The sequence below is a fragment of the Lentzea pudingi genome, assembly GCF_014646255.1.
GTDB lineage: Bacteria > Actinomycetota > Actinomycetes > Mycobacteriales > Pseudonocardiaceae > Lentzea > Lentzea pudingi.
This window is the reverse complement of the sequence record NZ_BMNC01000004.1, coordinates 557,565-583,822: the sequence shown is the minus strand read 5'-3', so window position 1 is coordinate 583,822 and position 26,258 is coordinate 557,565. Positions and strand designations below refer to the sequence as shown.

24 protein-coding genes are annotated in these 26,258 nt (G+C 69.8%); 12 read left to right on the top strand and 12 right to left on the bottom strand.

All coding sequences use genetic code 11. The features are described from left to right. Window positions 1–202 precede the first annotated feature (202 nt). Window positions 203–2,380, top strand: coding sequence for an RNA polymerase recycling motor ATPase HelR (helR, locus tag IEY88_RS18160; protein WP_229693490.1), 2,178 nt, complete (start codon window positions 203–205; stop codon window positions 2,378–2,380). 43 nt (window positions 2,381–2,423) lie between these two features. After that, on the top strand, window positions 2,424–3,200 hold the full coding sequence (locus tag IEY88_RS18155; protein ID WP_189155918.1) for an LppU/SCO3897 family protein: 777 nt from the start codon (window positions 2,424–2,426) through the stop codon (window positions 3,198–3,200). A 66-nt stretch (window positions 3,201–3,266) separates the two neighbouring features. On the opposite strand, the gene pdxS is transcribed toward IEY88_RS18155, so the two are convergent. Next, window positions 3,267–4,160, bottom strand: coding sequence for a pyridoxal 5'-phosphate synthase lyase subunit PdxS (gene pdxS, locus IEY88_RS18150; protein ID WP_189155917.1), 894 nt, complete (start codon window positions 4,158–4,160; stop codon window positions 3,267–3,269). A 235-nt stretch (window positions 4,161–4,395) separates the two neighbouring features. On the opposite strand from pdxS, the gene IEY88_RS18145 reads away from it, so the two are divergent. Beyond that, complete coding sequence (locus IEY88_RS18145; protein WP_189155916.1) at window positions 4,396–6,453, top strand: elongation factor G-like protein EF-G2; 2,058 nt, start codon at window positions 4,396–4,398, stop codon at window positions 6,451–6,453. Between the two features lies 1 nt (window position 6,454). On the opposite strand, the gene IEY88_RS18140 is transcribed toward IEY88_RS18145, so the two are convergent. The 3 genes from IEY88_RS18140 to IEY88_RS18130 are packed head-to-tail and all read right to left on the bottom strand — an operon-like array spanning window position 6,455 to window position 9,766. After that, window positions 6,455–6,958 (bottom strand): DapH/DapD/GlmU-related protein, encoded by a 504-nt coding sequence (locus IEY88_RS18140; RefSeq protein ID WP_189155915.1) that lies wholly within the window; start codon window positions 6,956–6,958, stop codon window positions 6,455–6,457. 46 nt (window positions 6,959–7,004) lie between these two features. Then, entirely contained in the window at window positions 7,005–8,486 is a 1,482-nt protein-coding gene (locus IEY88_RS18135) for a CoA-acylating methylmalonate-semialdehyde dehydrogenase (protein ID WP_189155914.1), read from the bottom strand. Beyond that, window positions 8,483–9,766: an aspartate aminotransferase family protein gene (locus IEY88_RS18130; protein ID WP_189155913.1), complete on the bottom strand. Its 1,284-nt coding sequence runs from the start codon at window positions 9,764–9,766 to the stop codon at window positions 8,483–8,485. Before IEY88_RS18130 ends, IEY88_RS18135 begins: the two co-directional genes overlap by 4 nt. A 108-nt stretch (window positions 9,767–9,874) precedes the next feature. Here IEY88_RS18130 and IEY88_RS18125 point away from each other — a divergent pair, with 108 nt between their 5' ends. Next, a complete protein-coding gene (locus IEY88_RS18125; protein WP_189155912.1) occupies window positions 9,875–11,467 on the top strand; it encodes a PucR family transcriptional regulator in 1,593 nt (530 codons plus the stop codon). 31 nt (window positions 11,468–11,498) lie between these two features. On the opposite strand, the gene IEY88_RS18120 is transcribed toward IEY88_RS18125, so the two are convergent. Further along, window positions 11,499–11,948 (bottom strand): hypothetical protein, encoded by a 450-nt coding sequence (locus tag IEY88_RS18120; RefSeq protein WP_189155911.1) that lies wholly within the window; start codon window positions 11,946–11,948, stop codon window positions 11,499–11,501. Between the two features lie 129 nt (window positions 11,949–12,077). On the opposite strand from IEY88_RS18120, the gene IEY88_RS18115 reads away from it, so the two are divergent. Genes IEY88_RS18115 through IEY88_RS18105 form a run of 3 tightly spaced genes read left to right on the top strand, consistent with a single transcriptional unit; the run spans window position 12,078 to window position 13,523 of the window. Further along, window positions 12,078–12,365 carry a MerR family DNA-binding transcriptional regulator gene (locus IEY88_RS18115; RefSeq protein WP_189155910.1) on the top strand — a complete coding sequence of 96 codons (288 nt, stop codon included), beginning with the start codon at window positions 12,078–12,080 and terminating at the stop codon, window positions 12,363–12,365. A gap of 9 nt (window positions 12,366–12,374) precedes the next feature. After that, window positions 12,375–12,992 (top strand): class I SAM-dependent methyltransferase, encoded by a 618-nt coding sequence (locus tag IEY88_RS18110; RefSeq protein WP_189155909.1) that lies wholly within the window; start codon window positions 12,375–12,377, stop codon window positions 12,990–12,992. A gap of 36 nt (window positions 12,993–13,028) precedes the next feature. Then, on the top strand, window positions 13,029–13,523 hold the full coding sequence (locus IEY88_RS18105; RefSeq protein ID WP_189155908.1) for an RDD family protein: 495 nt from the start codon (window positions 13,029–13,031) through the stop codon (window positions 13,521–13,523). Here IEY88_RS18105 and IEY88_RS18100 read toward each other — a convergent pair. Continuing rightward, window positions 13,504–14,205 (bottom strand): alpha/beta hydrolase, encoded by a 702-nt coding sequence (locus IEY88_RS18100; protein ID WP_189155907.1) that lies wholly within the window; start codon window positions 14,203–14,205, stop codon window positions 13,504–13,506. The genes IEY88_RS18105 and IEY88_RS18100 overlap by 20 nt on opposite strands. A gap of 144 nt (window positions 14,206–14,349) precedes the next feature. Here IEY88_RS18100 and IEY88_RS18095 point away from each other — a divergent pair, with 144 nt between their 5' ends. The 5 genes from IEY88_RS18095 to IEY88_RS18075 are packed head-to-tail and all read left to right on the top strand — an operon-like array spanning window position 14,350 to window position 21,148. Beyond that, complete coding sequence (locus IEY88_RS18095) at window positions 14,350–15,858, top strand: NCS1 family nucleobase:cation symporter-1 (protein ID WP_189155906.1); 1,509 nt, start codon at window positions 14,350–14,352, stop codon at window positions 15,856–15,858. Continuing rightward, window positions 15,855–16,697 (top strand): nitrilase-related carbon-nitrogen hydrolase, encoded by an 843-nt coding sequence (locus IEY88_RS18090; protein ID WP_189155905.1) that lies wholly within the window; start codon window positions 15,855–15,857, stop codon window positions 16,695–16,697. The genes IEY88_RS18095 and IEY88_RS18090 overlap by 4 nt, the downstream gene beginning before the upstream one ends. Then, on the top strand, window positions 16,694–18,079 hold the full coding sequence (hydA, locus tag IEY88_RS18085) for a dihydropyrimidinase (protein ID WP_189155904.1): 1,386 nt from the start codon (window positions 16,694–16,696) through the stop codon (window positions 18,077–18,079). The genes IEY88_RS18090 and hydA overlap by 4 nt, the downstream gene beginning before the upstream one ends. 15 nt (window positions 18,080–18,094) lie before the next feature. Beyond that, window positions 18,095–19,087 (top strand): TIGR03842 family LLM class F420-dependent oxidoreductase, encoded by a 993-nt coding sequence (locus IEY88_RS18080; RefSeq protein ID WP_189155903.1) that lies wholly within the window; start codon window positions 18,095–18,097, stop codon window positions 19,085–19,087. Window positions 19,088–19,105: 18 nt separating this feature from the next. Next, window positions 19,106–21,148, top strand: a complete 2,043-nt coding sequence (locus tag IEY88_RS18075; protein WP_189155902.1) for a tetratricopeptide repeat protein — start codon at window positions 19,106–19,108, stop codon at window positions 21,146–21,148. On the opposite strand, the gene IEY88_RS18070 is transcribed toward IEY88_RS18075, so the two are convergent. From IEY88_RS18070 to IEY88_RS18045, 6 genes are all read right to left on the bottom strand, one after another. Further along, the gene (locus IEY88_RS18070; protein ID WP_189155901.1) at window positions 21,108–22,058 is read right to left on the bottom strand and encodes an NUDIX hydrolase; all 951 of its coding nucleotides are present in this window, start codon (window positions 22,056–22,058) and stop codon (window positions 21,108–21,110) included. The two genes, IEY88_RS18075 and IEY88_RS18070, sit on opposite strands and share 41 nt — an antisense overlap. Further along, on the bottom strand, window positions 22,055–23,167 hold the full coding sequence (locus IEY88_RS18065) for a glycosyltransferase family 4 protein (RefSeq protein ID WP_189155900.1): 1,113 nt from the start codon (window positions 23,165–23,167) through the stop codon (window positions 22,055–22,057). Before IEY88_RS18065 ends, IEY88_RS18070 begins: the two co-directional genes overlap by 4 nt. Further along, window positions 23,164–24,066, bottom strand: coding sequence for a phosphatidylinositol mannoside acyltransferase (locus IEY88_RS18060; protein ID WP_189155899.1), 903 nt, complete (start codon window positions 24,064–24,066; stop codon window positions 23,164–23,166). Before IEY88_RS18060 ends, IEY88_RS18065 begins: the two co-directional genes overlap by 4 nt. Next, window positions 24,063–24,665 (bottom strand): phosphatidylinositol phosphate synthase, encoded by a 603-nt coding sequence (gene pgsA / locus IEY88_RS18055; RefSeq protein WP_189155898.1) that lies wholly within the window; start codon window positions 24,663–24,665, stop codon window positions 24,063–24,065. The genes IEY88_RS18060 and pgsA overlap by 4 nt, the downstream gene beginning before the upstream one ends. Window positions 24,666–24,947: 282 nt before the next feature. Further along, entirely contained in the window at window positions 24,948–25,787 is an 840-nt protein-coding gene (locus IEY88_RS18050; RefSeq protein WP_189155897.1) for a helix-turn-helix domain-containing protein, read from the bottom strand. Window positions 25,788–26,065: 278 nt separating this feature from the next. Beyond that, a complete protein-coding gene (locus IEY88_RS18045; protein WP_189155896.1) occupies window positions 26,066–26,245 on the bottom strand; it encodes a hypothetical protein in 180 nt (59 codons plus the stop codon). Between the last annotated feature and the right edge of the window lie 13 nt (window positions 26,246–26,258).

Sequence of the window (26,258 nt, the reverse complement as noted above, 5' to 3'; positions counted from 1 at the left end):
AGGTCCCAGCGGAGCGGCAGTTCACGTGGCCATGATGGCCAGTGCGGCGTGCACCGCGCCAACGAAAAACGGGCCCGGCCGCACACGCGACCAGGCCCGTTCTTCCACTTAAACGTATAGCAGAGAGGGGGCCTTGCCACAAGACCCCGTCCATCGTTCACACTCATCGCCTCAGCCGGAACAGAGGCGCACTGGGGAGCACGTGGGTTACGAAGAAGAACTGCAGTCCGAGCGTGAATACGTGGCCGGTCTCTACGCACGGCTCGATGGCGAACGTGCGCGCGTGAAGGCGGCGTACCAGTCAGCGCTGGGTGGCACCGGCGAGACCGCGATGGACCGTGACAACGAGGTGCGCGCCCGGCACCGTGAGATGAAGCGTCTGAACGTGGCCGACTACGGGCTGTGCTTCGGCCGGCTCGACGGGGTCGACGGGACCACCTCCTACATCGGCAGGATCGGCCTGTTCGACGAGTTCGACGACTTCGAGCCGTTGCTGCTCGACTGGCGGGCACCGGCGGCGCGGCCGTTCTACACCGCGACCGGCGCGACGCCCGAGGGCATGCGCCGGCGCCGTCAGTTCCTCACCCGCCGCCGCGCGGTGGCCGGGTTCACCGACGAGGTGTTCGGCAAGCTCGGCGAGGAGCGGGGCGACGTGGCCCTGCTGGAGGCGTTGAACGCGCCGCGCGGCACGGGCATGCGCGACATCGTCGCGACCATCCAGTCCGAACAGGACGCGATCATCCGGCTCGACCACCCCGGCGTGCTGGTGATCGAGGGTGGTCCCGGCACCGGCAAGACGGTCGTGGCGCTGCACCGCGTCGCGTACCTTATGTACACGCAACGAGAGCGCATGGAACGGCACGGCGTGCTCGTCGTGGGGCCGAACCCGGCGTTCCTCAACCACATCGGCCGGGTGCTGCCGTCGCTCGGTGAGTCCGACGTCGTGTTCTCGACCGCCGGCAGCCTGCTGCCCGGTCTGCTCGCGACCGCCGAGGACGCTCCGGAGGTCGCGAAGCTCAAGGGCTCACGCAAGATGGTGGACGTGCTGAAGGCGGCCGTCGCGGCCCGGCAGCGCGTGCCGGAGGACCCGATCCCGATCGGCATGAAGGACGTCGTCGTCCAGATCGGCTCGGACGTCGCCGAGTGGGCCCGGCAGGAGGCGCGCGACAGCGGGCTGCCGCACAACGAGGCCCGCGCGGTGTTCCGCGAGATCGTCACGTACGTCCTGACCGAGCGGGCCATCGGCCGGATCGGCAAGGGCTGGATGTCCCGTTCCGACAAGCAGGCCTGGGAGGACATGCGGTCCGGCCTGGTCAAGGACCTCGCCGACGACGACTCGTTCATCGCCGCGCTCGACGTCCTGTGGCCGATCATGACGCCGTTCGAGCTGTTGAGCGGGTTGTACGCATCTGCGGAGGAGCTCGCGGCGGCGGGCGCGGACCCGTCGCTGCTGCGTGCCGAGGGCGAGCCGTGGACGATCTCGGACGTGCCGCTGCTCGACGAGCTGTACGACCTGCTGGGCAAGGACGGCACCGAGCAGTCCGAGGACCAGGCCGCGTCGGCCGAACGCGCCGCCGAGGCCCGGTACGCCGCCGAGGTGCTCGACGGCATGGTCGGCCGCTTCGACCACATGGACGACGAGGACCACCTCTTCGCGTCGGACATGTTGTTCGCCGAGGACCTGGCCGAGCGCTTCGAGGACCACGACCAGCGCACGCTGGCCGAGCGCGCACTCGCGGACCGCGCCTGGACCTACCGGCACGTCGTCGTCGACGAGGCGCAGGAACTGTCCGAAATGGACTGGCGGGTCCTGATGCGCCGCTGCCCGGGCCGTTCCTTCACGGTGGTGGGCGACCTGGCACAGCGACGCGCGGCGGCGGGTGCCACGTCGTGGGGCCAGATGCTCGACCCGTACGTACCGGGCCGCTGGGAGTACCGGTCGCTGACGGTCAACTACCGCACGCCGGCGGAGATCATGGCCGTCGCCGCGCAGGTGCTGGCGAGCTTCGCGCCGGACGTGAAGGCACCGGAATCCGTGCGCGCCAACGGTGTGCGACCGTGGTCGCGGCAGTTGACCGAGGACGAACTGCCCGCCGCCATCGAGGAGTTCGCCAAGCAGGAGGCGGAGTTCGAGGGCACGAGCGTCGTGATCGGCCCGCCCGGCGTGCCCGGCACGGTGCCCGCCTCGGAGACCAAGGGCCTGGAGTACGACTCGGTGCTGGTCGTCGCGCCGGAACGGATCCTGGCCGACGGCCCGCGCGGCGCGGCGGAGCTCTACGTGGCGCTCACCCGTGCCACACAACGGCTCGGTGTGCTGCACCACGGGCCGTTGCCGAGCGAGCTGGCCGGCCTCGAGGTGACCGTGGGCACGAACGGCTAAATCGGTGGGTGCGGGGATCGGGCCGGCTCTAAGGTCCGATCCCGTGACCACACCTCCCAGACCTGACGAGCCGGAGAACCCGTGGGCCGCGCCCGCGGGCCCGGTTCGCAGGTCTCCCGACCCGCACGACGCCATGTACGGCCCGATCGACACCGACCCGTTCGGCGCGTACTCGGGCCCGGCGCAGCGATACCCGTCAGGCGACCCGAACGTGCCGCGCCCGATGCTGCACGTCGCACCCCAACGCTCTTCCCGCGCCGGCCTGCTGATCGGCGCCGGCCTGCTCGCGCTCGTCGTGGCGATCGGCGCCGTGATGCTCTGGGCGGTGGGCAAGGACGACCCCAAGTTCAGCAGCGTCGCCGCCACGACCACCGCGCCGCCCACGACCACCTCCAAGCCACCGCCGTTCGCGGTGGTCGGCGACTGCGTGCAGCTCGCGGGCGGCACGTTCGACGCGACGTACACGAAGACCGCGTGTGCCGAGAACAAGCACAACTACACGGTCAGCAAGACGATGCCGACGGCAGCCGAGAAGTGCGGCACCACCGAGGACGCCTACGTCAGGTACACCAAGGGGTACGGCATGAACGTGTGCCTGATCCCGGTGTTCGCGGACGGCGAGTGCTACGACTTCGCGCTCGCGTCGCTCCAGGCGGAGTTCCCGAAGAAGCCGTGCGGTGGCTACATGGTCGTGAAGGCCAAGGTGCTCCCCGGCACCGCGGACAAGGCGGCCTGCGGGCAGGACGAGCGGCTGGCCCTCGCGTTGGCGTACCCGGAGATCTCCACGACCTACTGCCTGACGCACACGTTCACGATCTGAGCCCGGCGGAACGACGAAGTCCCCCTGCGCGAGGATTCCGGCAGGGGGACTTCGCGACGTTCGGGCTTACCAGCCGCGCTCGGCCAGGCGGTGCGGCTCCGGGATCTCGTCGACGTTGATGCCGACCATGGCCTCGCCAAGGCCGCGCGAGACCTTGGCGATCACGTCGGGGTCGTCGTGGAAGGTGGTGGCCTTCACGATGGCCTCGGCGCGCTGGGCCGGGTTGCCGGACTTGAAGATGCCGGAACCGACGAACACGCCCTCGGCGCCGAGCTGCATCATCATCGCGGCGTCGGCCGGGGTGGCGATGCCGCCCGCGGTGAACAGCACGACGGGGAGCTTGCCGTTCTGCGCGATCTCCTTCACCAGCTCGTACGGCGCCTGGAGCTCCTTGGCGGCGACGTAGAGCTCGTCCTCGGGGAGGTTCTGCAGGCGGCGGATCTCCTGGCGGATCTTGCGCATGTGCGTGGTGGCGTTCGAGACGTCACCGGTGCCGGCCTCGCCCTTGGAGCGGATCATGGCCGCGCCCTCGGTGATGCGGCGCAGGGCCTCGCCCAGGTTCGTGGCGCCGCAGACGAAGGGGACCGTGAAGGCCCACTTGTCGATGTGGTTCGCGTAGTCGGCCGGGGTCAGCACCTCGGACTCGTCGATGTAGTCGACACCGAGCGACGCGAGGACCTGGGCCTCGACGAAGTGGCCGATGCGGGCCTTCGCCATGACGGGGATGGAGACGGCGTCGATGATCCCGTCGATCAGGTCGGGGTCGCTCATGCGCGCGACGCCGCCCTGGGAGCGGATGTCGGCGGGCACGCGCTCGAGGGCCATGACGGCGACGGCGCCCGCGTCCTCCGCGATCTTCGCCTGGGTGGCGTCGACCACGTCCATGATCACGCCGCCCTTGAGCATCTCGGCCATGCCGCGCTTGACGCGGGCAGTACCCGTGACCTGATCAGTGCTCACCTGGGCAACCTTTCCGAGGGGAAGTCTTGGTGAAGCGAGCGTACGACCGGTGTGGCCCTCTCGCCCAAGCCACTGGAGCCCCGAATCAGAAGGCCACTTCCTGATCAACCGCAGGTGGTGAGCCTGCTCACTCACACGGGTGTGAAACGCCGGTGGGCGACCAGTCGGGTCTGCGGGGTTGTCCCGGAACGGCAACGGGTGTGAGATCGAACACTACGACTTGACGGAGGTCGCCATGGGAAGCAAGCACTCCGACAACGGCACATCGGCAGGCGCGGTCGCTGTGGACGACCCGGCCAAGGTCCGCAACGTCGTGCTCGTGGGCCCGTCCGGCGCGGGCAAGACGACGCTCACCGAGGCCCTGCTCGCCGCCACCGGTGTCCTGACCCGCGCGGGATCGGTCACCGAGGGCACCACGGTCTGCGACCACGACCCGGCCGCCGTGCGACAACAACGATCGGTCGGCCTAGCGGTGGCCCCGATCCAGCACGGGGACATCAAGATCAACCTGATCGACACCCCCGGCTACGTCGACTTCGTGGGTGAGCTCAGGGCAGGTTTACGGGCCGCGGACGCGGCCCTTTTTGTTGTCAACGCTTTCGAGGGCGTCGACGCGGCCACCATCGCGTTGTGGGGGGAGTGCGCTCTGGTCGGCATGCCTCGCGCCGTGGTCATCACACGCACCGACCACCACCGTGCGAACTTCGGCAACGAGGTCATCGAGTGCCAGGCGGCGTTCGGCGCGGGCGTCGTGCCGTTGTACATGCAGGAGGGCGACTCTCTCGTCGGACTGCTCACGTCCGGTGAGAACTACCCGGACGAGCGCGCGGCGTTGATCGAGGGGATCATCGCCGAGAGCGAGGACGAGACCCTCATGGACCGCTACCTGTCCGGTGAGGACATCGACCAGGACACCCTGATCGCCGACCTGGAGACCGCCGTCTCGCGCGGCTCGTTCCACCCCGTGATGCCCGTGTGCGCGGCGACCGGCATGGGCCTGGTGGAACTGATGGACGGCATCGCGCGTGCGTTCCCGTCACCGCTGGAGCACCAGGTTCCCGACGTGACGTCCGTCGAGGGCATCCCGCAGCCCCGCATGGCCGCCGACCCGGACGGGCCACTCGTCGCCGAGGTGGTCCGCACCGCCGTGGACTCCTACGTCGGCCGCGTGTCGCTGGTCCGCGTCTTCTCCGGCACCCTGCGCCCCGAACGCCCCGTGCACGTCTCCGGGCACGGCATGGCCGACCGCGGCCACGAGGACCACGACGCCGACGAACGCGTCGCCCACATCTACTCGCCGCTGGGCTCGACCCTGCGCGAGGTGCCGTACTGCGTGGCCGGCGACCTGTGCGCCCTCACCAAGCTCACCACCGCCGAGACCGGTGACACCGTGTCCGCGCCCGAGCAGCCGCTGCTCATGGCGCCGTGGGACATGCCGGAACCGTTGCTGCCCATCGCCGTCGTGCCCCGCACACGCAGCGACGAGGACAACCTGGCCCGCAACATGAACCGCCTGGTCGCGAGCGACCCGACGCTGCGCCTGGACCGCAACGCCGAGACCCACCAGATGGTCCTGTGGTGCATGGGCGAGGCACACGCCGACGTCGTGCTGGCCCGCCTGCGGGCCGGCGGCGCGGAGATCGACACCGAACCGGTGCGCGTGCCGTTCCGCGAAACCTTCGCCGGACCGGCGAAGGGCCACGGCCGGCACGTCAAGCAATCCGGAGGTCACGGCCAGTACGCGGTGTGCGACATCGTCGTCGAACCGCTCCCCCGCGGCTCCGGCTTCGAGTTCGTGGACAAGATCGTCGGCGGCTCGATCCCCCACCAGTTCATCCCGTCCGTGGAGAAGGGCGTCCGCGCCCAGCTGGAACGCGGCCTCAACGACGGCACGCCCGTGGTGGACGTCCGCGTGACGCTCGTGGACGGCAAGGCGCACTCGGTCGACTCGTCGGACGCGGCATTCCAGACGGCCGGCGCGCTCGCGTTGAAGGAGGCCGCGTCCGCCGCGCGCACCCAGCTGCTGGAACCGATGGACGAGGTCTCGATCCGGCTGCCCGACGAGCACCTGGGCACGGTGCTGGGCGACCTGTCCGGACGGCGCGGACGGGTGCTCGGGACCGAGTCGGACGAGGGCGGGCGCACGGTGATCCGCGCCGAGGTGCCGTCGTCGGAGCTGCTGCGGTACGCGATCGAGCTGCGGTCGCTGACGTCGGGCACGGGCACGTTCACGCGCCGCTTCTCGCGTTACGACCCGCTGCCGGAGGCGCTGGCGGCCCGCGCGGGGAGGTGACTCAGCCGACCTCCTTCAGGACCACGGCCGGCACGCCGCCCACGAGGGTGCGCGCGGGGACGTCGCGGGTGACCACGGCTCCGGCGGCGACGACGGCGTCCTCGCCGACCGTCACGCCCTGCAGCACCAACGCGGAGGCGCCGATCCAGACGTTGCGCCCGATCCGGATCGGCGCCGCGGTGATGCCGGTGCGGCGCCGGTCCGGCTCGAGCGGGTGGCCGGAGCTGATGAGGCTGACGTTCGGGCCGAACATCACGTCGTCGCCGATCTCGATCCCGCCGATGTCGTTGAAGCGGCAGCCCTGGTTGACGAAGACGTTGCGCCCGACCCGGATGTTGACGCCGTGGTCGGAGTACACGGGCGGGATGAGGTGGAACTTCTCGTCGATCACCTGGCCGGTGAGCTCGCTCCACGCCGCGCGGATCGCCTCCTGGTCGGCGTACCGCAGCAGGTTGAGCTCCTCGGTCAGCCGGTGCGCCCGCTGGACCCTCTCGACAAAACTCATCGGTCCATCCTCGCCTGCGAAGACGGACCGATGAGTGCGCAGGTCCCTAGGTGTTCTGCGGGAACCCCAGGTTCACGCCACCGTGCGACGGGTCGAGCCAGCGCGACGTGACGACCTTCGAGCGCGTGAAGAAGTGCACGCCGTGCGGCCCGTACGCATGCGAGTCGCCGAACAGCGATTCCTTCCACCCGCCGAACGAGTAGTAGGCCACCGGCACGGGGATCGGCACGTTCACGCCGACCATGCCGACCTCGATCTCGTTCTGGAACCGGCGGGCCGCGCCCCCGTCGTTGGTGAAGATCGCGGTGCCGTTGCCGTACCGGTTCGAGTTCACCATCTCCACGGCCTCCTCGTACGTGGCACAGCGGACGACCGAGAGGACCGGGCCGAAGATCTCGTCGGTGTAGATCGTCATGTCCGTGCCGACGTGGTCGAAGAGCGTCGGGCCGAGCCAGAACCCGCCGTCGTCGCCGTCGATCGGGTGGTCACGGCCGTCGACCGCGAGCACAGCTCCTGCTGCCACACCCGCGTCCAAATAGGACGTGACCTTGTCCCGGTGCACGCCGGTGACGAGCGGTCCCATCTCGCAGGAGGAACCCGAACCGACCTTCACGTCGGCGATCCGCGACTTGATCCGGTCGACCAGCGGGTCACCGGCCTCGCCGACCGCGACGACGACCGAGATCGCCATGCACCGCTCGCCCGCCGAGCCGAAACCGGCGGACACCGCGGCGTCCGCGGCCAGGTCCAGGTCGGCGTCGGGCAGGACGACCATGTGGTTCTTGGCGCCGCCGAGCGCCTGCACGCGCTTGCCGTGCGCGGTGCCGGTCTCGTAGACGTAGCGGGCGATCGGGGTGGAGCCGACGAACGAGATCGCTTTCACCGCCGGGTGTTCGAGTAGCCGGTCGACAGCGACCTTGTCGCCGTGCACGACGTTCAGGACGCCGTCCGGGAGTCCGGCCTCGGCGAACAGCTCGGCGATGAAGTTCGACGCCGACGGGTCCTTTTCGGACGGTTTCAGCACCACGGTGTTACCGCAAGCGATTGCGGTGGGCACGAACCAGAGCGGGACCATGGCCGGGAAGTTGAACGGCGAGATCACGCCGACCACGCCGACCGGCTGCTGGATCGAGTAGACGTCGACGCGGGTCGACGCGTTCTCGCTGAAGCCGCCCTTGAGCAGCGTCGGGATGCCGCACGCGTACTCGACGGACTCCAGCGCGCGCTGGATCTCGCCGCCCGCGTCGGACACGACCTTGCCGTGCTCCGCCGAGACGATCCGCGCGAGGTCGTCCTTGCGTGCGTTGAACAGCTCGCGGAACTTGAACAGCACCGTCGAGCGCTGGGCGAGGGACGCGTTGCGCCAGGACGCAAACGCTTCCGCGGCGGCGGAGACAGCGGCGTCCACTTCGGACACCGAGGCGAAGGCGACCTGCTGCGCGACCTTGCCCGTCGTCGGGTCGTAGACGTCACCACGACGCCCGGAAGCCGACTCCCACGGCTTGCCGTTGATCCAGTGCCTGATCACGCCCGCTCCACCGCCTGCGCCAGAATGCCCAGCGCCTCCTCCACCTCGTCCGCGGTGACGGTCATCGGCGGGGCCAGCCGGATCACGTTGCCGTACAGGCCGCCCTTGCCGACGAGCAGCCCGCCCGCCTTCGACTCGGCCAGCACCGTGGCCGCGGCACCGGCGTTCGGCTCGCCCTCCGGACCGACGAACTCGACGCCGACCATCAGGCCCTTGCCGCGCACGTCCCCGATCACCGGGTGCTTCTCGGCGAGTTCGCGCAGGCCCCCGAGCAGTCGCGAACCGAGCTTGGCCGCGTTGGCCTGCAGGTCGTGGCCGAGCAGGTAGTCGAGGGTGGCGAGCGCGCCGGCCGTGGAGATCGGGTTGCCGCCGAACGTCGAGATCGAGTTCGCGTTGATCGTGTCCATCAGGTCGCCGCGCGCCACCACGCCGCCGATCGCCAGGCCGTTGCCCAGGCCCTTGGCGAACGTCATCGCGTCCGGCACCACGTCGTGCGCCTGGATCCCCCAGAAGTGCTCGCCGGTGCGGCCCCAGCCGGTCTGCACCTCGTCGGAGATGAAGAGGATGCCGTACTCGTCCAGCACGTCCTTGAACGCGCGGAACAGGCCGTCGGGCGGCGAGGTGAAGCCGCCGACGCCCTGGATAGGCTCGACGATCATGCACGCGACGTCGCCGGACGTGGTGACCTCGATGACCTCGCGCAGGTCCTCGACGCACGCCTTGATGTAGTCCTTGTCGTTGAGCGCCTTGAACGGGCCGCGGTAGCGGTAGCCGCCGTGCACCCAGCTGACCTTGATCGGCGACAGCGCGGACGCCGACCAGCCGCGGTTGCCCGTGATGGCGATCGTGGCGAACGCACGGCCGTGGTAGCTGTTGCGCAGAGCCAGGACCTGCTCGCTGCGGCGCGCCTGGGTGGCGAGCATCAGCGCGGTCTCGTTGGCCTCGGTGCCGGAGTTGGTGAAGAAGACCTTGGCGTCCGGGATGCCGGACAGCTCGGCGACCTTCTCGGCGAGCTCGATCTGGTTCTTGATCAGGTACAGCGTCGAGCTGTGGAACACGCCCGTGTCGACCTGCCTCCGGATCGCGTCGCTGATCTCCGCGACGTCGTAGCCGATGGCGTTGGTCAGGATGCCCGCGAAGAAGTCCAGGTAGGTCGTGCCCTCGCGGTCGGTCACCCGGCGCCCGCCGGCGCTCGCGATCTCGATGGGCTCGTCGTAGTAGAGGGCCAGCCACTTCGGCATCACCGCGCGGTGTCGTGCCAGAAGCTCCTTGTGGGCCATCACGTCCTCCAGGGGGTCTCCGCCTCCCTTCGGAGTCTGCTGGGGCCCGGGGTTCGCCGCCATGCACAACCTGTACCCGGATCGGCTGGTTGGCATTACGTTGTGTCCATGTACCCGACGGTCGCCGAAGTCGTCGCTCTGCCGGTCATCCGGCAGGGAAAGCCGCGACTGGTGGCCGGGTCCGCCGGCCTGTCACGACGCGTGCGATGGGTGCATGTGGCGGAGATCGCAGACATCGCGCCGTTGCTGCGCGGTGGCGAACTGGTGCTCACGACCGGCGTGATGCTGCCCGAGTCCGGCCTCGGCCGCTACGTCGAGGAACTGGCCGCCGTGGGCTGTGCCGGGTTGATCGTCGAGCTCGGCCGGCGGTGGCGCGACGACGTGCCGGCCGCGCTGGTCACCGAGGCGGAACGGCACGGGTTGCCGCTGGTCACGCTCACCGAGGAGACCAGGTACGTCGCCGTGACGGAAGCGGTCGTGGGGCTGATCGTGGAGGCCCAGCTCGCGGAGCTGCGGGCCGCCGAGCAGGTGCACGAGACGTTCACGGCGCTCACGGTCGCGGGCGCCGAACCGTCCGAGGTGCTGCGCGAGGTGGCACGGACGTCCGGGCTGGCGGTCGTGCTGGAGACGCTCGGCCACGACGTGCTCGCCTACGACGCGGCCGGGCACGATCCCGCGGCGCTCCTGGACGACTGGGCGGCGCGCTCCCGCGCGGTCACGGTGTCCGAGCGGACCGCCTACGACACGGCGTCCGGCTGGTTGATCACGATCGTCGGGGCGCGCGGTGCGGACTGGGGCCGGCTCGTGCTGGTCTCGCCCGAGCCACCACCGCACCGGCACGTCGTGGTGGCCGAACGCGCCGCGTCGGCATTGGCCGTGCATCGGCTCGTGGCGCGCGACCGGGAGTCGCTGGAACGGCAAACGCACCGGACGTTGCTGGCCCAGCTGCTCGGGCAGTCGCCGCAGTCACCGGACCTGGGCGCGCGGGCGGCGGCGCTGGGGGTGCCGCTGGAAAGACGGCAGCTGATCGGCGTGGCGATCCGGCCGGTGTCGGTGCTGCAGGGGCAAACGCTTGCCACGCAGGAGGTTCTGCGGGATCTCGCCGAGGCGACCGCACTGGCCGCACGGCGGGTCACGGTCGCGGCGCTGGTCGGCGTCGTGGACGACACCTCGGTCCGTGCACTGCTCTCGGTGCCGATGACCGTCGGTGTGGAAGGGGTTCTGCGCAAGGTCGCACGCGAGGTCCACCGGACGGCGGCGTCCCCCGTGGTGATCGCCGTCGGCACGACCGTGACGTCCACAACGGACGTTCGGCGCTCGCTCGGCGAGGCCGCGCACGTGGCCGGGGCGGCGTTGCGGGCACCGGGATCCCAGCTCTACCACCGGCTCGACGACGTGCGGCTGCGCGGGCTGCTGCACCTGCTGCGCGAGGACGAACGGGTGCGGGCGTTCGCGGACCGCGAGCTCGGGCCGTTGCTGGCGCGGGACTTGGCGCAGGGCTCCCGGCTGGTCGAACTGCTGCGGTGCCTGTGCGAGAACGGCGGCAACAAGTCGGCGGCGGCCGCGGCGGCCCACCTCTCGCGCACTGCCTACTACCAGCAGCTGGGGCGGATCGAGCAGGTGCTCGGCGTCTCGCTGGAGGACCCGGAGTCCGTGCTGTCGCTGTACGTCGCCCTGCTGGTACACGAAATGGGCCCGTGAGCGCGCACGGGCCCATTTTCGACGTGTGAACTCAGCCGTTGATCGTCGGGTGGACACCCGAGAGAACGGACGGGTTCGGCACGACGCCATTGGTCGGCAGGTCGGACAGCGACGGCGACGGCAGGTTGCCGAGGCTCGCGGTGCCCGGCAGGTCGCGCGGGTTCGGCAGCCCGGCGACATCGCTGGCCGTGACCGCGATCGGGTGCTGCACCGAACGCTCCTGCACGTCCGGAACCGCCGGAAGGGGGGCAACCGGCAGCTCGGAGGGCACGGGCGCGTCGACCTGCGGCATCTGCACCGGGTTGACCGCCCCGAGCGGGCCGGCGAGCTGGGTGGCGTTGGAGACCAGCTTGTCCGCACCGACGTCGGGGAGACCGGTGCCCAGCTGGGGGAGCTCGGCGGCGCTGGCGGAACCCGCGAGGAGCGGGGCAGCGCTGGCGGCGAGCAGGGCGGCGGCGCGGAACAGTCCGGAACGAGACACAGTTTTCCTCAATCTGGTTTTTGGGGACCGATCTTCGATTACATCGGCGCGTTCGGTTCGCGGATTAACCCGCTCGATCGGGTGTTTAGGGCTTGAACCTGACGCAGTGGGAGGTCCTGCGGTCGTGACGTGACCCGCTGGAGCATTGGTGACCTGGCCAAAGCGAGCGGACTGACGGTCCGCACGGTGCACCACCACGACAAAATCGGACTGATCACCGCTTCCGAACGCACGTTGTCCGGTCACCGTCGGTACACACCGGACGAAGTCCGCCGCCTCTATCAGGTGAGATCGTTGTGCCGGCTCGTTCTTTGCCTGGAGGAGGTCCGATTGGCACTGTCCCATTCGGACTCGCGGCTGACCGCGGAGGTGCTCCTGCCCGCATACTCGATCGCACGACACCGACGAGTTCGGTAGAAGTGGGGCATGCTCCCCGACGACCGACGCCTGCAGGCCGCCAACCCGACCGGCTGGTTCGAAGACCTCTACGCGGAGGCCGAGGCCGGCACGGCCTCCGTCCCCTGGGACGTCCCGCACCCCCAGCCCCACCTTGTCGAATGGGCGGAAGGCGTCGACGGCACCGGCCGGCGCGCGCTGGTCGTGGGCTGCGGCTACGGCCGTGACGCGGAGTTCCTGGCCTCGCTGGGATACGACGTGACCGCGTTCGACATCTCCCCCACCGCGGTCAAGGCCGTTCAGCAGCGCTTCCCGCGGTCCCGGGTCACCTACGTGGTCGCCGACCTGCTGGACCCGCCCGCCGAGTGGCACCGCGCGTTCGACCTCGTCGTCGAGAACATGACGCTGCAGGCGCTGCCCGTCGCCCTGCACGCCGAGGCGGCCGGGCGGGTCTCGTCGCTGACCGGCTCGACGCTGCTGGTCCTCGCCGTGGCGCGGGACGAGGGCCCCGAGCCGGACGGGCCGCCGTGGCCCCTCACGCCCGCCGAGGTCGAGGCGTTCGCGGGTGACGGCCTGACCTCGCGTTCGACCAGGCGCGACAACGGCAGGTGGGTCGCGGAGTTCGCCCGTCAACTGGCCATGAACTGACCACTTATGGCGGACTTCCTCCGCTTAGCGTGAATCATGCTCGTTCGTCGGCTGATCGCCCGTGTGCTCGACTGGCTGCTGGTGCTGGTCGTGGCGTGGCCGCTGGTCCACGAACCCGTGCTGGTGGTGCTCTGCGCGGCGGTGTACGACGCTCTGCTGCTCCGGCTGAACACCCTCGGCAAGGCCCTCACGGGGCTGCGGGTCGTGGGCCCGGCGTCCGGCCTGAGCCTCAGACGGGTGCTGGCGCGCACGCTCGTCACGACCGCGCTGCCCGGTGTGGGCGTGGTGCTCGTGCTGACCGGTCTGGGCTGGCGGGAGCCCGCGCTGATGGCGGGCCTCGGCTGGCAGCAGCCGTGGGTGGTCGTCGGCGAGCACATCGGGGCCGCGTCGGCGGGCTCGTTCCTGCTGGTGGGCGGGTTCGTGCTGCTGGTGCTGTCCGTGGTGGAGGCGCTCGACCTGCGCGGCACGCGGACGTGGCACGACCGCAAGGCGGGCACGGCCGTGGTGCGGCTCAAAGTCGCTGCCCGATGAACCCCAACGCCTCCGGCAGCACCCGCCGCCAATAACCGGCGTCGTGTTCGCCGTGGTCGAACGAACCCACCGCACCCACCGACTCCGCGAAGTCCCGCGCGGCATCGTGGAACGGGTCCTCCCGCCCGCACCACACGCCGACCGGTGACTTGATGGTCGCCGTGTGCCGCAACGGTTCCTGCGTCTCCCACACCTCGCGCGACGCGAACCCGTCGATCCGCTCGGCGTCCTCCCACGAGGGGAACAAAGCAGGGCTGACCGCCGCCACGGCCTTCAACGACCGCCGCGACGCGAGGTCCAGCACACCGAACCCGCCCATCGACACCCCCAGCGCGGCCTCGAACGGCACCGGCGGGTCGAGGTCCACCCAGTAGTCGTCGCCGCCGTTGACGACCGCGCACCGGAAGCCGTGCCCGTTCAGGAACCTTGGCAGTCCCAGCTCCTCCCACCACGACACGCTGCCGCCGCGGCCGTGCAGCACGAGCACCACCGGGCCGGCCTCACCCATCCACGCGCCCCACGGCATGGGCTGAACGGGTACGGGTTCCACGGACGGCACCACGCCGTCGGGGCCCGTCCAGCCGAGCAGGCGACGGCCGCGCGGGGTCAGCGCTCCGCACGTTCCCGCCGCTCCCACCAGGCCCGCGCCCGCCACCAGCAAGGCCCGCCGTGACATCCCCATGCACGCCAGTGGAACACAATGTGCGCCGATCATGACAAGAGTGGACACTCTGACACTGCCAGACCTGCAGCGGCGGACCCAGGATTCCGGGATGGAATCCGACCGGGTTGGCGTTGTTTCAGCAGCGTAACAGGGGGTTGAACGATGGCAGTCGAGTCCTCACCGCCCCAGGTCACACCTGATGGTCGCGTCGAACTGAGCGACACAGGTCCCATCAGGGACAGCAGGTTCTTCAACCCCGAACTCGCACCCGTGCCCGTCGAGAAGCGGACATGGTCGACGTACAACTTCTTCGCGCTGTGGATGGGCATGGCGCACAACATCCCCAGTTACACGCTCGCGGCGTCGTTGATCGCGATCGGCATGGACTGGGTGCAGGCGTTCCTGACGATCACGCTCGGCAACCTGATCGTGCTCGTCCCCATGCTGCTCAACAGTCACGCGGGCACGAAGTACGGCATCCCGTTCCCCGTGTTCGCCCGCGCCTTCTACGGCATCCGCGGCGCGAACCTGGTGGCGTTGCTGCGCGCGTTCATCGCGTGCGCCTGGTTCGGCATCCAGACGTGGGTCGGTGGCAAGGCGCTGCACGTGATCATCGGGCGGCTGACCGGTGACGGGTGGACCAAGGCGTCGTCGATCGGCGGCCAGCCGTGGACGTTGTGGTTGTGCTTCTTCGGTTTCTGGATCGTGCAGATGCTCGTCATCTGGCGCGGCATAGAGGCGATCCGGCGGTTCGAGAACTGGACGGCACCGCTCGTCAGCATCGGGTTCCTGATCCTGCTGGGCTACGTGCTGGTGAAGGCGGGCGGCTTCGGCCCGATCCTCGACAGTCCCAGCAAGCTCGGCTGGGGACCGGACTTCTGGAAGGTCTTCTTCCCGGCGCTGATGGGCATGATCGCGTTCTGGTCGACGCTCTCGCTGAACATGCCGGACTTCACGCGGTTCGGCGGGTCGCAGAAGAAGCAGGTCACCGGGCAGATCCTGGGTCTGCCGACCACGATGTCGTTCATCGCGATCGTGGCGATCCTGACGACGTCGGGCGCGCAGGCGCTGTACGGCGAGGCCATCTGGGACCCGGCCGACCTCGCGTCGCGCTTCGACAACACGCTCCTGGTGGTCATCGCGCTGGTCTCGCTGGTGCTGGCCACGATCTCGGCGAACCTCGCGGCGAACGTCGTCAGCCCGTCCTACGACTTCTCGAACGCCTTCCCGCGCAAGATCACGTTCGCGGTCGGCGGGCTGATCACCGGTGTCATCGGCATCGTGATCCAGCCGTGGCGGCTGATCTCCGACCCGAACATCTACATCTTCGCGTGGCTCGGGTTCTACGGCGGTCTGCTGGCATCGGTGGCCGGCGTGTTCGTCGCCGGGTACTGGGTGATCAAGAAAACCCGGCTGGAGCTCGCCGACCTGTACCTGGACGGCAGGGGCGCGTACTGGTTCAACGGCGGCTGGAACTGGCGCGCCGTCGTGGCGACGCTCGTGGGCTCGGTGCTCGCGGTCGGCGGCGCCCACGGCGGGCCGTTCCCGGCGGACGGGCTGATCCCGTTCCTCAAGCCCCTCTACGACTACAACTGGGTCGTCGGCTTCGCGGCCGGCTTCCTGGTCTTCCTCGCTCTGAAGGACAACTCGGCAAAGGAGACGACCAGGTGAGCAACATCATCCGGGCGGCGCTCGTCCAGCAGAAGTGGACGGGCGACAAGGAGTCGATGATCGCGAACGCGGTCGAGCACATCCGCGCTGCCGCATCCCAGGGCGCACAGGTGCTCTGCCTCCAGGAACTCTTCTACGGCCCGTACTTCTGCCAGATCCAGGACGCGGACTACTACTCCTACACCGAGGCGATCCCGGACGGCCCGACGACCGCGCTGATGCAGGAAGTGGCCGCGCAGAACAACATCGTGCTGATCGTGCCGATGTACGAGGTGGAACAGCCGGGCGTCTACTACAACACCGCGGCCGTGATCGACGCGGACGGCACGTACCTCGGCAAGTACCGCAAGAACCACATCCCGCAGGTGAAGGGCTTCTGGGAGAAGTTCTACTTCAAGCCCGGCAACCTCGGGTATCCCGTGTTCGACACCGCGGTCGGCCGGATCGGCGTGTACATCTGCTACGAACGCCACTTCCCCGAGGGCTGGCGTGCCCTCGGCCTCGCGGGCGCGAAGATCGTGTTCAACCCGTCGGCCACCAGCAGGTCGTTGTCCGAGTACCTGTGGAGGCTCGAGCAGCCCGCCGCGGCCGTCGCGAACGAGTACTTCGTCGGCGCGATCAACCGGGTGGGCGTGGAACCGTTGGGCGACAACGAGTTCTACGGCCAGACGTACTTCGTCTCGCCACGCGGCCAGCTCGTCGGCGACGCGGCCTCCGACACCGAGGAGGAGCTCGTGGTGCGCGACCTCGACCTGGACCTGCTGACCGAGGTCCGCGACACGTGGGCGTTCTACCGCGACCGCCGCCCCGACACCTACGAGGGCCTGGTGACCCCGTGAGCACCCTGATCCGCAACGGCCTGGTCATCAACGCGACCGGTTCGCACGCCGCCGACGTGCTCATCCAGGGCGAGCACATCGCCGCCCTGGTGACGCCGGGGTTCTCGGTCGAAGCCGACGAGGTGGTCGACGCCGCCGGGAAGTACGTCATCCCCGGCGGCATCGACGCCCACACGCACATGGAGATGCCGTTCGGCGGCACCCAGTCCGCCGACACGTTCGAGACGGGCACGACCGCGGCGGCGTGGGGCGGCACGACCACGATCGTCGACTTCGCCGTGCAGCCCAAGGGAAGCAGTCTGCTGTCCACTCTGGACAAGTGGCACAGCAAGGCCGACGGCAACTGCGCGGTCGACTACGGCTTCCACATGATCATCTCCGACGTGACCGACGAGTCGCTCAAGGAGATGGACTCGTGCATCGCGGCGGGCGTGAACAGCTTCAAGATGTTCATGGCGTATCCCGGCGTCTTCTACGCGACGGACGGCGAGATCCTGCGCGCCATGCAGAAGGCGCGCGAGACCGGTGCCACGATCATGATGCACGCGGAGAACGGCATCGCGATCGACCAGCTCGTCGCGCAGGCGCTCGCCTCGGGGCTGGGCGACCCGGTGCAGCACGGCCTGACCCGGCCGCCGGAGCTGGAGGGCGAGGCGACGTCCCGCGCGATCCAGCTCGCAAAGGTCACCGGTTCGCCGTTGTACATCGTGCACCTGTCGGCGTCGCAGGCACTCGACGCCGTGACGGCAGCACGCGACACGGGCCAGAACGTGTTCGCCGAGACGTGCCCGCAGTACCTGTACCTGTCGCTGGAGGACCTGGCCAAGCCCGGTTTCGAGGGCGCCAAGTACGTGGCCTCGCCTCCGTTGCGGCCCAAGGAGCACCAGTCGTCGCTGTGGCGAGGGCTGCGCACCAACGACCTCTCGGTGGTGAGCACCGACCACTGCCCGTTCTGCTTCAAGGACCAGAAGCAGCTCGGCGTCGGCGACTTCTCCAAGATCCCCAACGGCATGCCCGGCGTCGAGCACCGCGTCGACCTGCTGCACCAGGGCGTCGTGAAGGGCGAGATCACCCGCGAACGCTGGGTCGAGATCGTCTCCACGACTCCCGCGCGGATGTTCGGCATGTACCCGCGCAAGGGTGTGATCGCACCGGGAGCAGACGCGGATGTCGTGATCTACGACCCGAAGGCCACGCAGACGATCTCCGCGGAGACCCACCACATGGCCGTGGACTACTCGGCCTACGAGGGCTTCGAGGTCACCGGTCGCGTGGACACGGTGTTCTCCCGCGGCCGCAAGGTGATCGCGGACGGCGCGTACCACGGTTCGACGGGCCACGGCCGTTTCGTGTCCCGCGACCTCAACCAGTACCTCGTCTGAGAAGGGCGGTCACCCGTGGACTTCGGTGTAGTGCTGCAGACCGACCCGCCGGCGCGGGACGTGGTGGAGGGCCTCCGCGCGGCCGAGGACTGCGGCTTCCGCTACGGCTGGACGTTCGACTCCTGCGTGCTGTGGCAGGAGCCGTTCGTCATCTACTCGCAGGTGCTGGCCGCCACCCGCGACCTGGTGATCGGCCCGATGGTCACGAACCCGTCCACCCGCGACTGGTCCGTGACCGCCTCGCTGTTCGCGACGCTGAACGACATGTTCGGCAACCGCACGGTCTGCGGCATCGGCCGGGGCGACTCGGCCCGCCGCGTCATCGGCCAGAAGCCCGCCACCCTGGCGACCCTGGGCGAGGCGATGCACGTGATCAAGGAGCTGGCCGAGGGGCGTTCCGTCGAACACCACGGCACCGCGGTGCAGATCCCGTGGGTGCGCAACGGAAAGCTCGAGATGTGGATGGCCGCGTACGGTCCCAAGGCGCTGAAGATGGTCGGCGAGCAGGCCGACGGCTTCATCCTGCAGACCGCCGACCCGGACATCGCCCGCTGGACGATCGGCTCGGTCCGCGAGGCCGCGGTGGCCGCCGGACGTGACCCGGCGGCGATCACGATGTGCGTGGCGGCACCGGCCTACGTCGGCACGGACCTGGCGCACCAGCGCGACCAGCTGCGGTGGTTCGGCGGCATGGTCGGCAACCACGTCGCGGACCTCGTGGCGCGGTACGGGGACTCGGGCGCCGTGCCCAAGACCCTGACCGACTACATCAAGGACCGCGAGGGCTACGACTACGCCCACCACGGCAAGGCGGGCAACCGTTCCACGGACTTCGTGCCGGACGCGATCGTGGACCGGTTCTGCCTCGTCGGGCCGGAGTCGGCGCACGTCGAACGGCTGCAGGAGCTGAAGGAGATCGGTGTCGACAACTTCGCGCTCTACCTGATGCACGACGAGAAGGACAAGACGAGGGACGCCTACGGCTCTTCGATCATCTCCGCCGTGTAGTGGTGATAATGGTTCTTGATGCCTGACGACGACCTGCCCACGCCGTCCGTGGAGAACGCCGTGCACGGAAACGTGAGCGGGATGGTTCTGCAGGTCGGCGAGTTCACCGGCGACTTCCACCACCACGCCGCTCCGCAGCGGGCCACACTGCCGCTGCGGTGCGGTCTGGTGCCTCCGCGCGCGGCCGCGTTCCAGCGGCGGTCCGCCGACCTCGGCGCGCCGGTGACGGTGCTGTCCGGGCTGTCCGGGGTGGGCAAGAGCCAGCTGGCCGCCGACCACGCCGAACGGCAGTGGGCCGCCGGCGAGGTCGACCTGCTGGTCTGGGTGACGGCGAGCTCGCGCGACGCGATCGTCGCCGGGTACGCCGACGTGGCCGCGAAGCTGTTCGGCATCGAGGATCCCGAGCGGGGCGCGCGGGCGTTGCTGGAATGGCTGGCCGGCACGCACGAACCGTGGCTCGTGGTGCTGGACGACCTGAGAGCGCCCGCCGATCTCGACGACCTGTGGCCGCCCGCGAACGGCCGGGTCGTGGTGACGACGTTGCGCCGCGACGCCGTGCTGCGCGGGCACGAGCGGAAGCTGGTCGACGTCGAGGCGTTCACCGAGGCGGAGGGAATCGCCTACCTGCGCACGGCTCTGGCCGACCGCCCCGAACTGCTCGACGACGACGGCCTGGTGCGCGAGCTCGGCGGGCTGCCGGTGGCGCTGGCCCAGGCCGCGGCGAACATGCTGGACGAGCACATGTCGTGCGCCGAGTACCGCGCTCTTCTGCCACGGCGGCTCGATCCCAGCGCGGCGACGTGGTCGCTGGCGGTCGAACAGGCCGACCGGCTCGCGCGGACCGGGGTGGTGCGGCCGCTGCTCGACGTCGCGAGCCTGCTGGACCCCAACGGGATCCCGGTCGCGGTCTTCACCACGCCGGTGATGCTCGGCTTCCTCGGCGTTGACGAGCTCGGCGCACGTGACGGGCTGAGCTGCCTGCACCGGCTGAGCCTGGTCAGCTTCAGGGAGGGCTCACGCGAGGTGCGGGTGCATTCGCTCGTGCAGCGCGCCACTCGTGAGGCCCTGTCCGGCGAGCGGACCGGAGCGGTGGTCGAGGCCGCAGCGGACGCGCTGGCCCAGGCGTGGCCGGACGGGGTGACGGATCCGTTGCGGGGTCAGGTGTTGCGGGCCAACGCCAAGGCGCTCGCCGATGCCGGTGGCGCCCACCTGTGGAGCCCGAACGCCCACTTCCTGCTGTTCCGCGCGGGACGCAGCCTGGGTGAGTCCGGCCACCACGCGGAGGCCGCCCGGTACTTCGACGATCTCCACTCCACCGCGTCGGAGCACCTGGGACCCGATCACGTCGACACCTTGCTCTGCCGCAACAACGCGGCCGCCTGGCGTGGTGAGGGAGGCGACGCGGCCGGGGCGCTCCGGTCGTACGAGAACCTGCTCCACGACGTGACGCGGGTGTTCGGGCCGGACCACCGCGAGACGCTGAGGGTGCGCAACAACCTCGCACACTGGATCGGCGAGTCGGGTGACCGGGCGCGGGCGGTCAAGGCGTTGCGGGACCTGTACTTCGACCAGATGCGGGTGCTGGGCCCGGACGAGCCGATCACGCTGACGACCCGCCACAACCTCGCGTACGCGCAGTCGAAGACGGGTGACCACGACCGCGCGGCGGAGTCCTTCGAGATGCTGGTGCGAGACCTGGAACGCGCGGTGGGTCCCGACGACGAGAGGACGCTGGACGCCCGGTACGGCCTCGCCGCCGTCCTGGCCGCCGCGGGCGACTTCGACGACGCGGCGGACCAGTTGGAGGATCTGCTGGAGGACCAGCTCCGGGTGCTCGGCCCTGACCACCAGCGCACGCTGCTGAACCGGTGGAGCCTTGCACAGCACCTCGGGCTCTCGGGCCGTCACACCTGCGCGGTGGAGGCGTTCGAGGCCCTGCTGGAGGACCAGCTCCGGGTGCTCGGCGAGCACCACCCCGACGTGCGCTCCACCCGTGCGAAGCTCGACCACTGGCGCGAGGTCAGCGCACAGGGCGGGTCTGACCGTCCCAGTCCTGGGTGAGCGCGGGCAGGAGCTCGGCCAGCTGCACCGGGTACACGGTGTCCTCTGTGGACTCCAGCTCCTCTGCGCTCCACCAGCGGTGGCCGGAGATGCTGGTCTCCTCGACGTCGTTGAAGCCCGAGGTGTCGACGGTCAGGCCGCCGTCGACGGAGGCGTAGAAGAACCACTCCTCCGCGTCGAACGTCTCGCCGTCGAAGCTGAACACCGCGCGGCGACGCCAGATCGGGCCGACCAGCTGCTCCGGCGCGAGCTTCAGGCCGGTCTCCTCGAAGGTCTCGCGGACAGCCGCGTCGCGCAGTTCCTCGCCCTCCTCGACACCGCCGCCGACGGTGAACCAGAACAGTTCCTGGGGCCGGGCGGGGTCGAAGCCGTGGAACAGCAGCACGCGGCCCTTCGCGTCGGTGAGGACCACCCGTGCGGACGGACGGGGCTTGAGCATCACCGCGTCGGACGGGGCCGCGGGTTCGGCGATCTCGAAGTACGACGGCTGCGGAGCGGTGCCCGCGAGCCTCAGCCACCGGACCACCCGGCGGCGGCGCAGGAGCAGGGCGTCGCGGACGGCGTCGTTGTGGACCCGGCGGGCGAGCACCACGCGTTCCTCGGCGTCGGCGAGCTCGAAGGCCAGTGCCGGGGCCAAGGCCGAGCGGTCCAGGGCGCCGAGCAGGCCGGAGAGTTCGTTCTCGGCCTGTTCGCGGTCGGCGCGGGACGCTGCCTCGGCCTTCGACGCGGCGGCGGACAGTTCGGGGTTCAGCAGGGCGCGGACCACGACGGCCCGGCGGGCCAGCACGGCGTCGAGCGCTGCCCAGGCGGCGTCGGTGCGGACGTGCAGGCGGTCGAGGCGGTTCGCGATCGAGAGGACCCAGGCGGCGAACAGCAGGGTAAGGACGACTACGACCAGTACGGCGGTCATGCCTCGCTCACCCGGCGCGGGTCTGCGGCGATGGCGGTCTCGTAGACCCGCAGCACCTGGCTCGCGACGACGGACCAGTCGAAGGCCTGCACCCGCTGAGAGGCGATGTCGACGTACTCGGCGCGCAGGGCCGAGTCACGCAGCACCGAACGCAGCGCGTCGGCCAGGGCATGTGCGTCGCCGACCGGGAACAGCGCGCCCGCCTTGCCGTCGTCCAGCACGCGGCGGAACGCGTCGAGATCACTCGCCACCACGGCGGTGCCGGCGGACATGGCCTCGGTCAGGATGATGCCGAACGACTCGCCGCCGGTGTTCGGGGCGACGTAGACGTCGAGCGAGCGCAGCATGCGGGCCTTGTCCTCGTCGCTGACCTGGCCGAGCAGGTCGACGCGGTCGGCGTGAGGGCCCTCGAACGGGGTCTCGCCGCGGCCCACGACGAGCAGGCGCAGGTCCGGGAACTCGTCGGCGATCAGGCCGAACGCCTCCCACAGGATCGGCATGCCCTTTCGCGGTTCGTCGTAGCGGCCGACGAAGCCGATCGTGCCGCCCGAGCGCGGGTAGCCGTCCAAAGTGGACGCGGAGGCGAAGAAGTCGACGTCGACGCCGTTCGGGATCTCCACCGCGTCGCCGCCGAGGTGCTCGACCTGGACGCGCCGCGCGAGTGCGGAGACGGCGATGCGGGCGGTGACCTTCTCCAGGAACGGCTGCAGCACGGGCTGGAACGCCGACAGGATCTTGGAGCGCGGCGTCGAGGTGTGGAAGGTGACGACGATCGGGCCGTCCGCGACCACCAGTGCCAGGAACGACAGGGACGGCGCCGTCGGTTCGTGCAGGTGCAGGACGTCGAACTGGTGCTCGTCGATCCAGCGGCGGACCCGCGCGTACGAGACGGGGCCGAAGCTCAGGCGTGCCACGGAGCCGTTGTAGGGAATGGCGACGGCGCGGCCCGCGGAGGTGACGAACGGCGGCAGCGCCTGGTCGTCGTCGGCCGGCGCGAAGACGTTCACGTCGTGCCCGAGGCCGATGAGGGCGCGCGCGAGGTCGACGACGTGCGCCTGCACTCCTCCCGGCACGTCGAACGAGTACGGGCAGACGATGCCTACCTTCACCGCGCGAGCCTCCTGGCCAGGGCGGCGCGGCGGCTCTCCGGCAGGTCGGCGAGCCAGAGCTTCTGCAGCATGTGCCAGTCGGCCGGGTGCGCGGCGATGTCGGCGGCGAACACGTCCGCGATGGCCTGCGTGGCGGCCTGGACGGTGCTCACCTTGATCGGCGGGTGGATGCGGAAGTGCCAGCCGTCGCCGGTGAACCAGCAGCCGACCGGCAGCAGCGCGGCCCCCGTCGTCGAGGCCAGGTGCGCGGGACCCGCGGGCATCATGGTCTGCTCGCCGAAGAACGTCACGGGCACGCCCGACGACGTCAGGTCCCGGTCCGCCAGCAGGCACACGACCTTGTTGGCGCGCAGGCGTTCGGCCAGCACCGTCGCGGGTGGACGGTCGCCGCCGTTGAGCGGCAGCACCTCGAAGCCGAGCGTCTCGCGGAACTCCACGAACTTGCGGTACAGCGACTCGGGCTTGAGCCGCTCGGCGACCGTCGTGAACGTGCCGGAGTGGCCGACGAGCCAGACGCCCGCCATGTCCCAGTTGCCGCTGTGCGGCAGCGCGACGACCGCGCCGGTGCCGTTCGCGAGCGCCGCGTCCAGGTTCTCCACGCCGGACACTTGCGAGTCGCACTTCTCGTACGCCGCCTCGAGGTCCATCGACGGCAGGCGGAACGCCTCGCACCAGTACCGCGCGTACGACCGCAGCGAGTCGCGCACCAGTTCGTCGAGCTCGTCCTCACCGGCCTGCGGCACGACCCGCTTCAGGTTCGTGCGCAACTGCTCGATGCTCGCGCCACCACGCTTGACCGCGTAGTCGGCGCCGGCCCGGAACAACCCGCGCGCCCACGACTCCGGCAGCAGGCGAATGAGCCGCCACCCGGCGCTGTACCCGAGGGTCGCGAGGTTCACGCGGCCTCCCGCGCCGACTTGGCCACGGCAAGGATCCGCTGCAGCACCGTCACGACCGTCATGGCCGCGAGCAGCCACAGCGAGATGTCCATCAGGTACGGCACACCCAGCCCCTGCACCCCGGCCCCGACGAGCGCGACGATGAACCGCTCGGCCCGCTCGGCCAGCCCGCCGTCCGCGTTGAGCCCGGACGCGTCGGCACGAGCCTTGACGTACGAGATGACCTGCGAGGCCACGAGGCAGATGAACCCGGCCGCCGCCGTCCACCGGTTCCCGGTGTCGAACGCGTACCAGGTGAGCGCCGCGAACAACGCCCCGTCCGCGATGCGGTCACAGGTGGCGTCGAGCACGGCCCCGAACCGCGTAGGCCCCTGCGCGCGGGCCATGGCCCCGTCGAGGAGGTCGAGCAGCACGAAGAACGCCACCAGCGCACAGCCCAGGAACAGCTGCCCGCGGGGAATGAACCACAGCGCACTCGCGACGGCACCGATCGTGCCGCCCACGGTCACGGCGTTGGGCGTGAGGCCACGCGCCAGCAGCCACGCCCCGATCGGATCGGTGACGCGCGAGACGGACGCGCGAGCGAAGATGTTCAGCATGGCAGTCGCAGCCTAGCTGGACTGGTGAAACAGGCGTTCCGCGGGTAAGCGAGGAACACGGGACACCCACGGCGTGCGCGTGAAGCGACCGCTGACGGGTCTTGACCGCGGGAACTCGTCCTCGGCAACGTCCGGCGAGCCGACACCGCGACGTTCCACAGGCGGGACACGGGAGCAGGCCCTGCGGTCAAGCCGGAGGCGGGCCGTCAGGTGCACCCGGCACCCGCAAACAGCCCGCCCGACCCCTCTCCTCAGCTCTCCCCCGGAACTCACACCGGCGGGCTACCCGAGCCGGCGGTGGTCCTCGGCGATGCGCTTCAGCAACCCCTGCAACTCCTCCCCTCGCACCGCCAGCCGCTCCAGCCGCCCGAACAACGCGAGGTACTCCCGCACGTCCAACGGGTCGGTGATGGTGGCGTTGCCGGTCAGCACGCTGACCGTGACGACTCGTTCGTCGTAGATGTGGAACCCGTGCAGGGCGACGACGTTCGCGTCGGCCGACCACGGCACCACGCCCAGGCGGACGTTCGGGCGGCGCTGGATCGCGGCCAGGTGTTCCACCTGTTCCGCCATCAGTTCGGCCGGGCCCATCCGCCACCGGAGTGCGGCTTCGGAGAGCACGAACACGAACTGCTTCGCCAGGTCGTCCATGCGGGAACGGCGGGTGCGCAGGGCGGCTACCGCGGCCTCCTGCTCCGAGTGCGGCATCGTCCCCAGCACGGTCCGCAGGTAGGGCTCGGACTGCAACAGCGCGGGTACCAGGTTGACCTGGAAGAACCTCGACGTCGCGGCCCGCGCCTCCACGCGGCTGATCGTCTGCTGGTGGCGGTGCGCTCCTCGGTGCAGCACGACTCGGCGAGTTTCCGCCTCGGCGTGCAGCGACTTGGCGAGTTCGACCAGTTCGATGCGCGTCTCTCTCGCGGCGGCCAGTTCCGCCACGAGACGCTCCACGTCCGTCACGGACGGGAGCAGCATGCCGTTCTCGATCTTCGACAGCTTTGACTGGCTCATCCCGGTGGCACGGGCGGTGGCCGTGCCGGTCATCTTCGCCTCGGTGCGCAACCGGCGTAGTTCACGCGAAAGCCGCTCTCTCGCTAATCGCGAACGCTCAGGTGCGGTCATGTTCGCACCGTAACCATTCGCACACGGTGAGACGATCGGCCATAGGCGGGGACTTGGCTCGCAGTTGACACCTCCAGGTGGGTGATCTCACCTACCTGGAATCGCTTTGTGCTGGTGTTACGTCTCGATCGACTGGAGAAATGCACCCGAAAGATGTAACCGAAAGCTATTCCGCACCGCGTGGAAACCGGCTTGATTGTCCACCTCGGACAACGCGAGTGGTTTTTGTCACTCTTTTGTCCAAGAATTAGTACGGCTTTCAATCACGGACACGCCGACTAAACGCCTCGTTTAGCCCGCAATACCGCGCGAACAGCGAGAGCGATGGCACCGAAAATCAGCACGAACGCGATGAGCCCGAGTCCCGGAGCGTCGTCGTGCTGGGCGTACATGAGAGCGCCGACGCCGAGCGCGGCGAGCAGGAGACAGCCGATCAACGGCAGCAACAGGCGAGGCATGCCTACAGCCTCG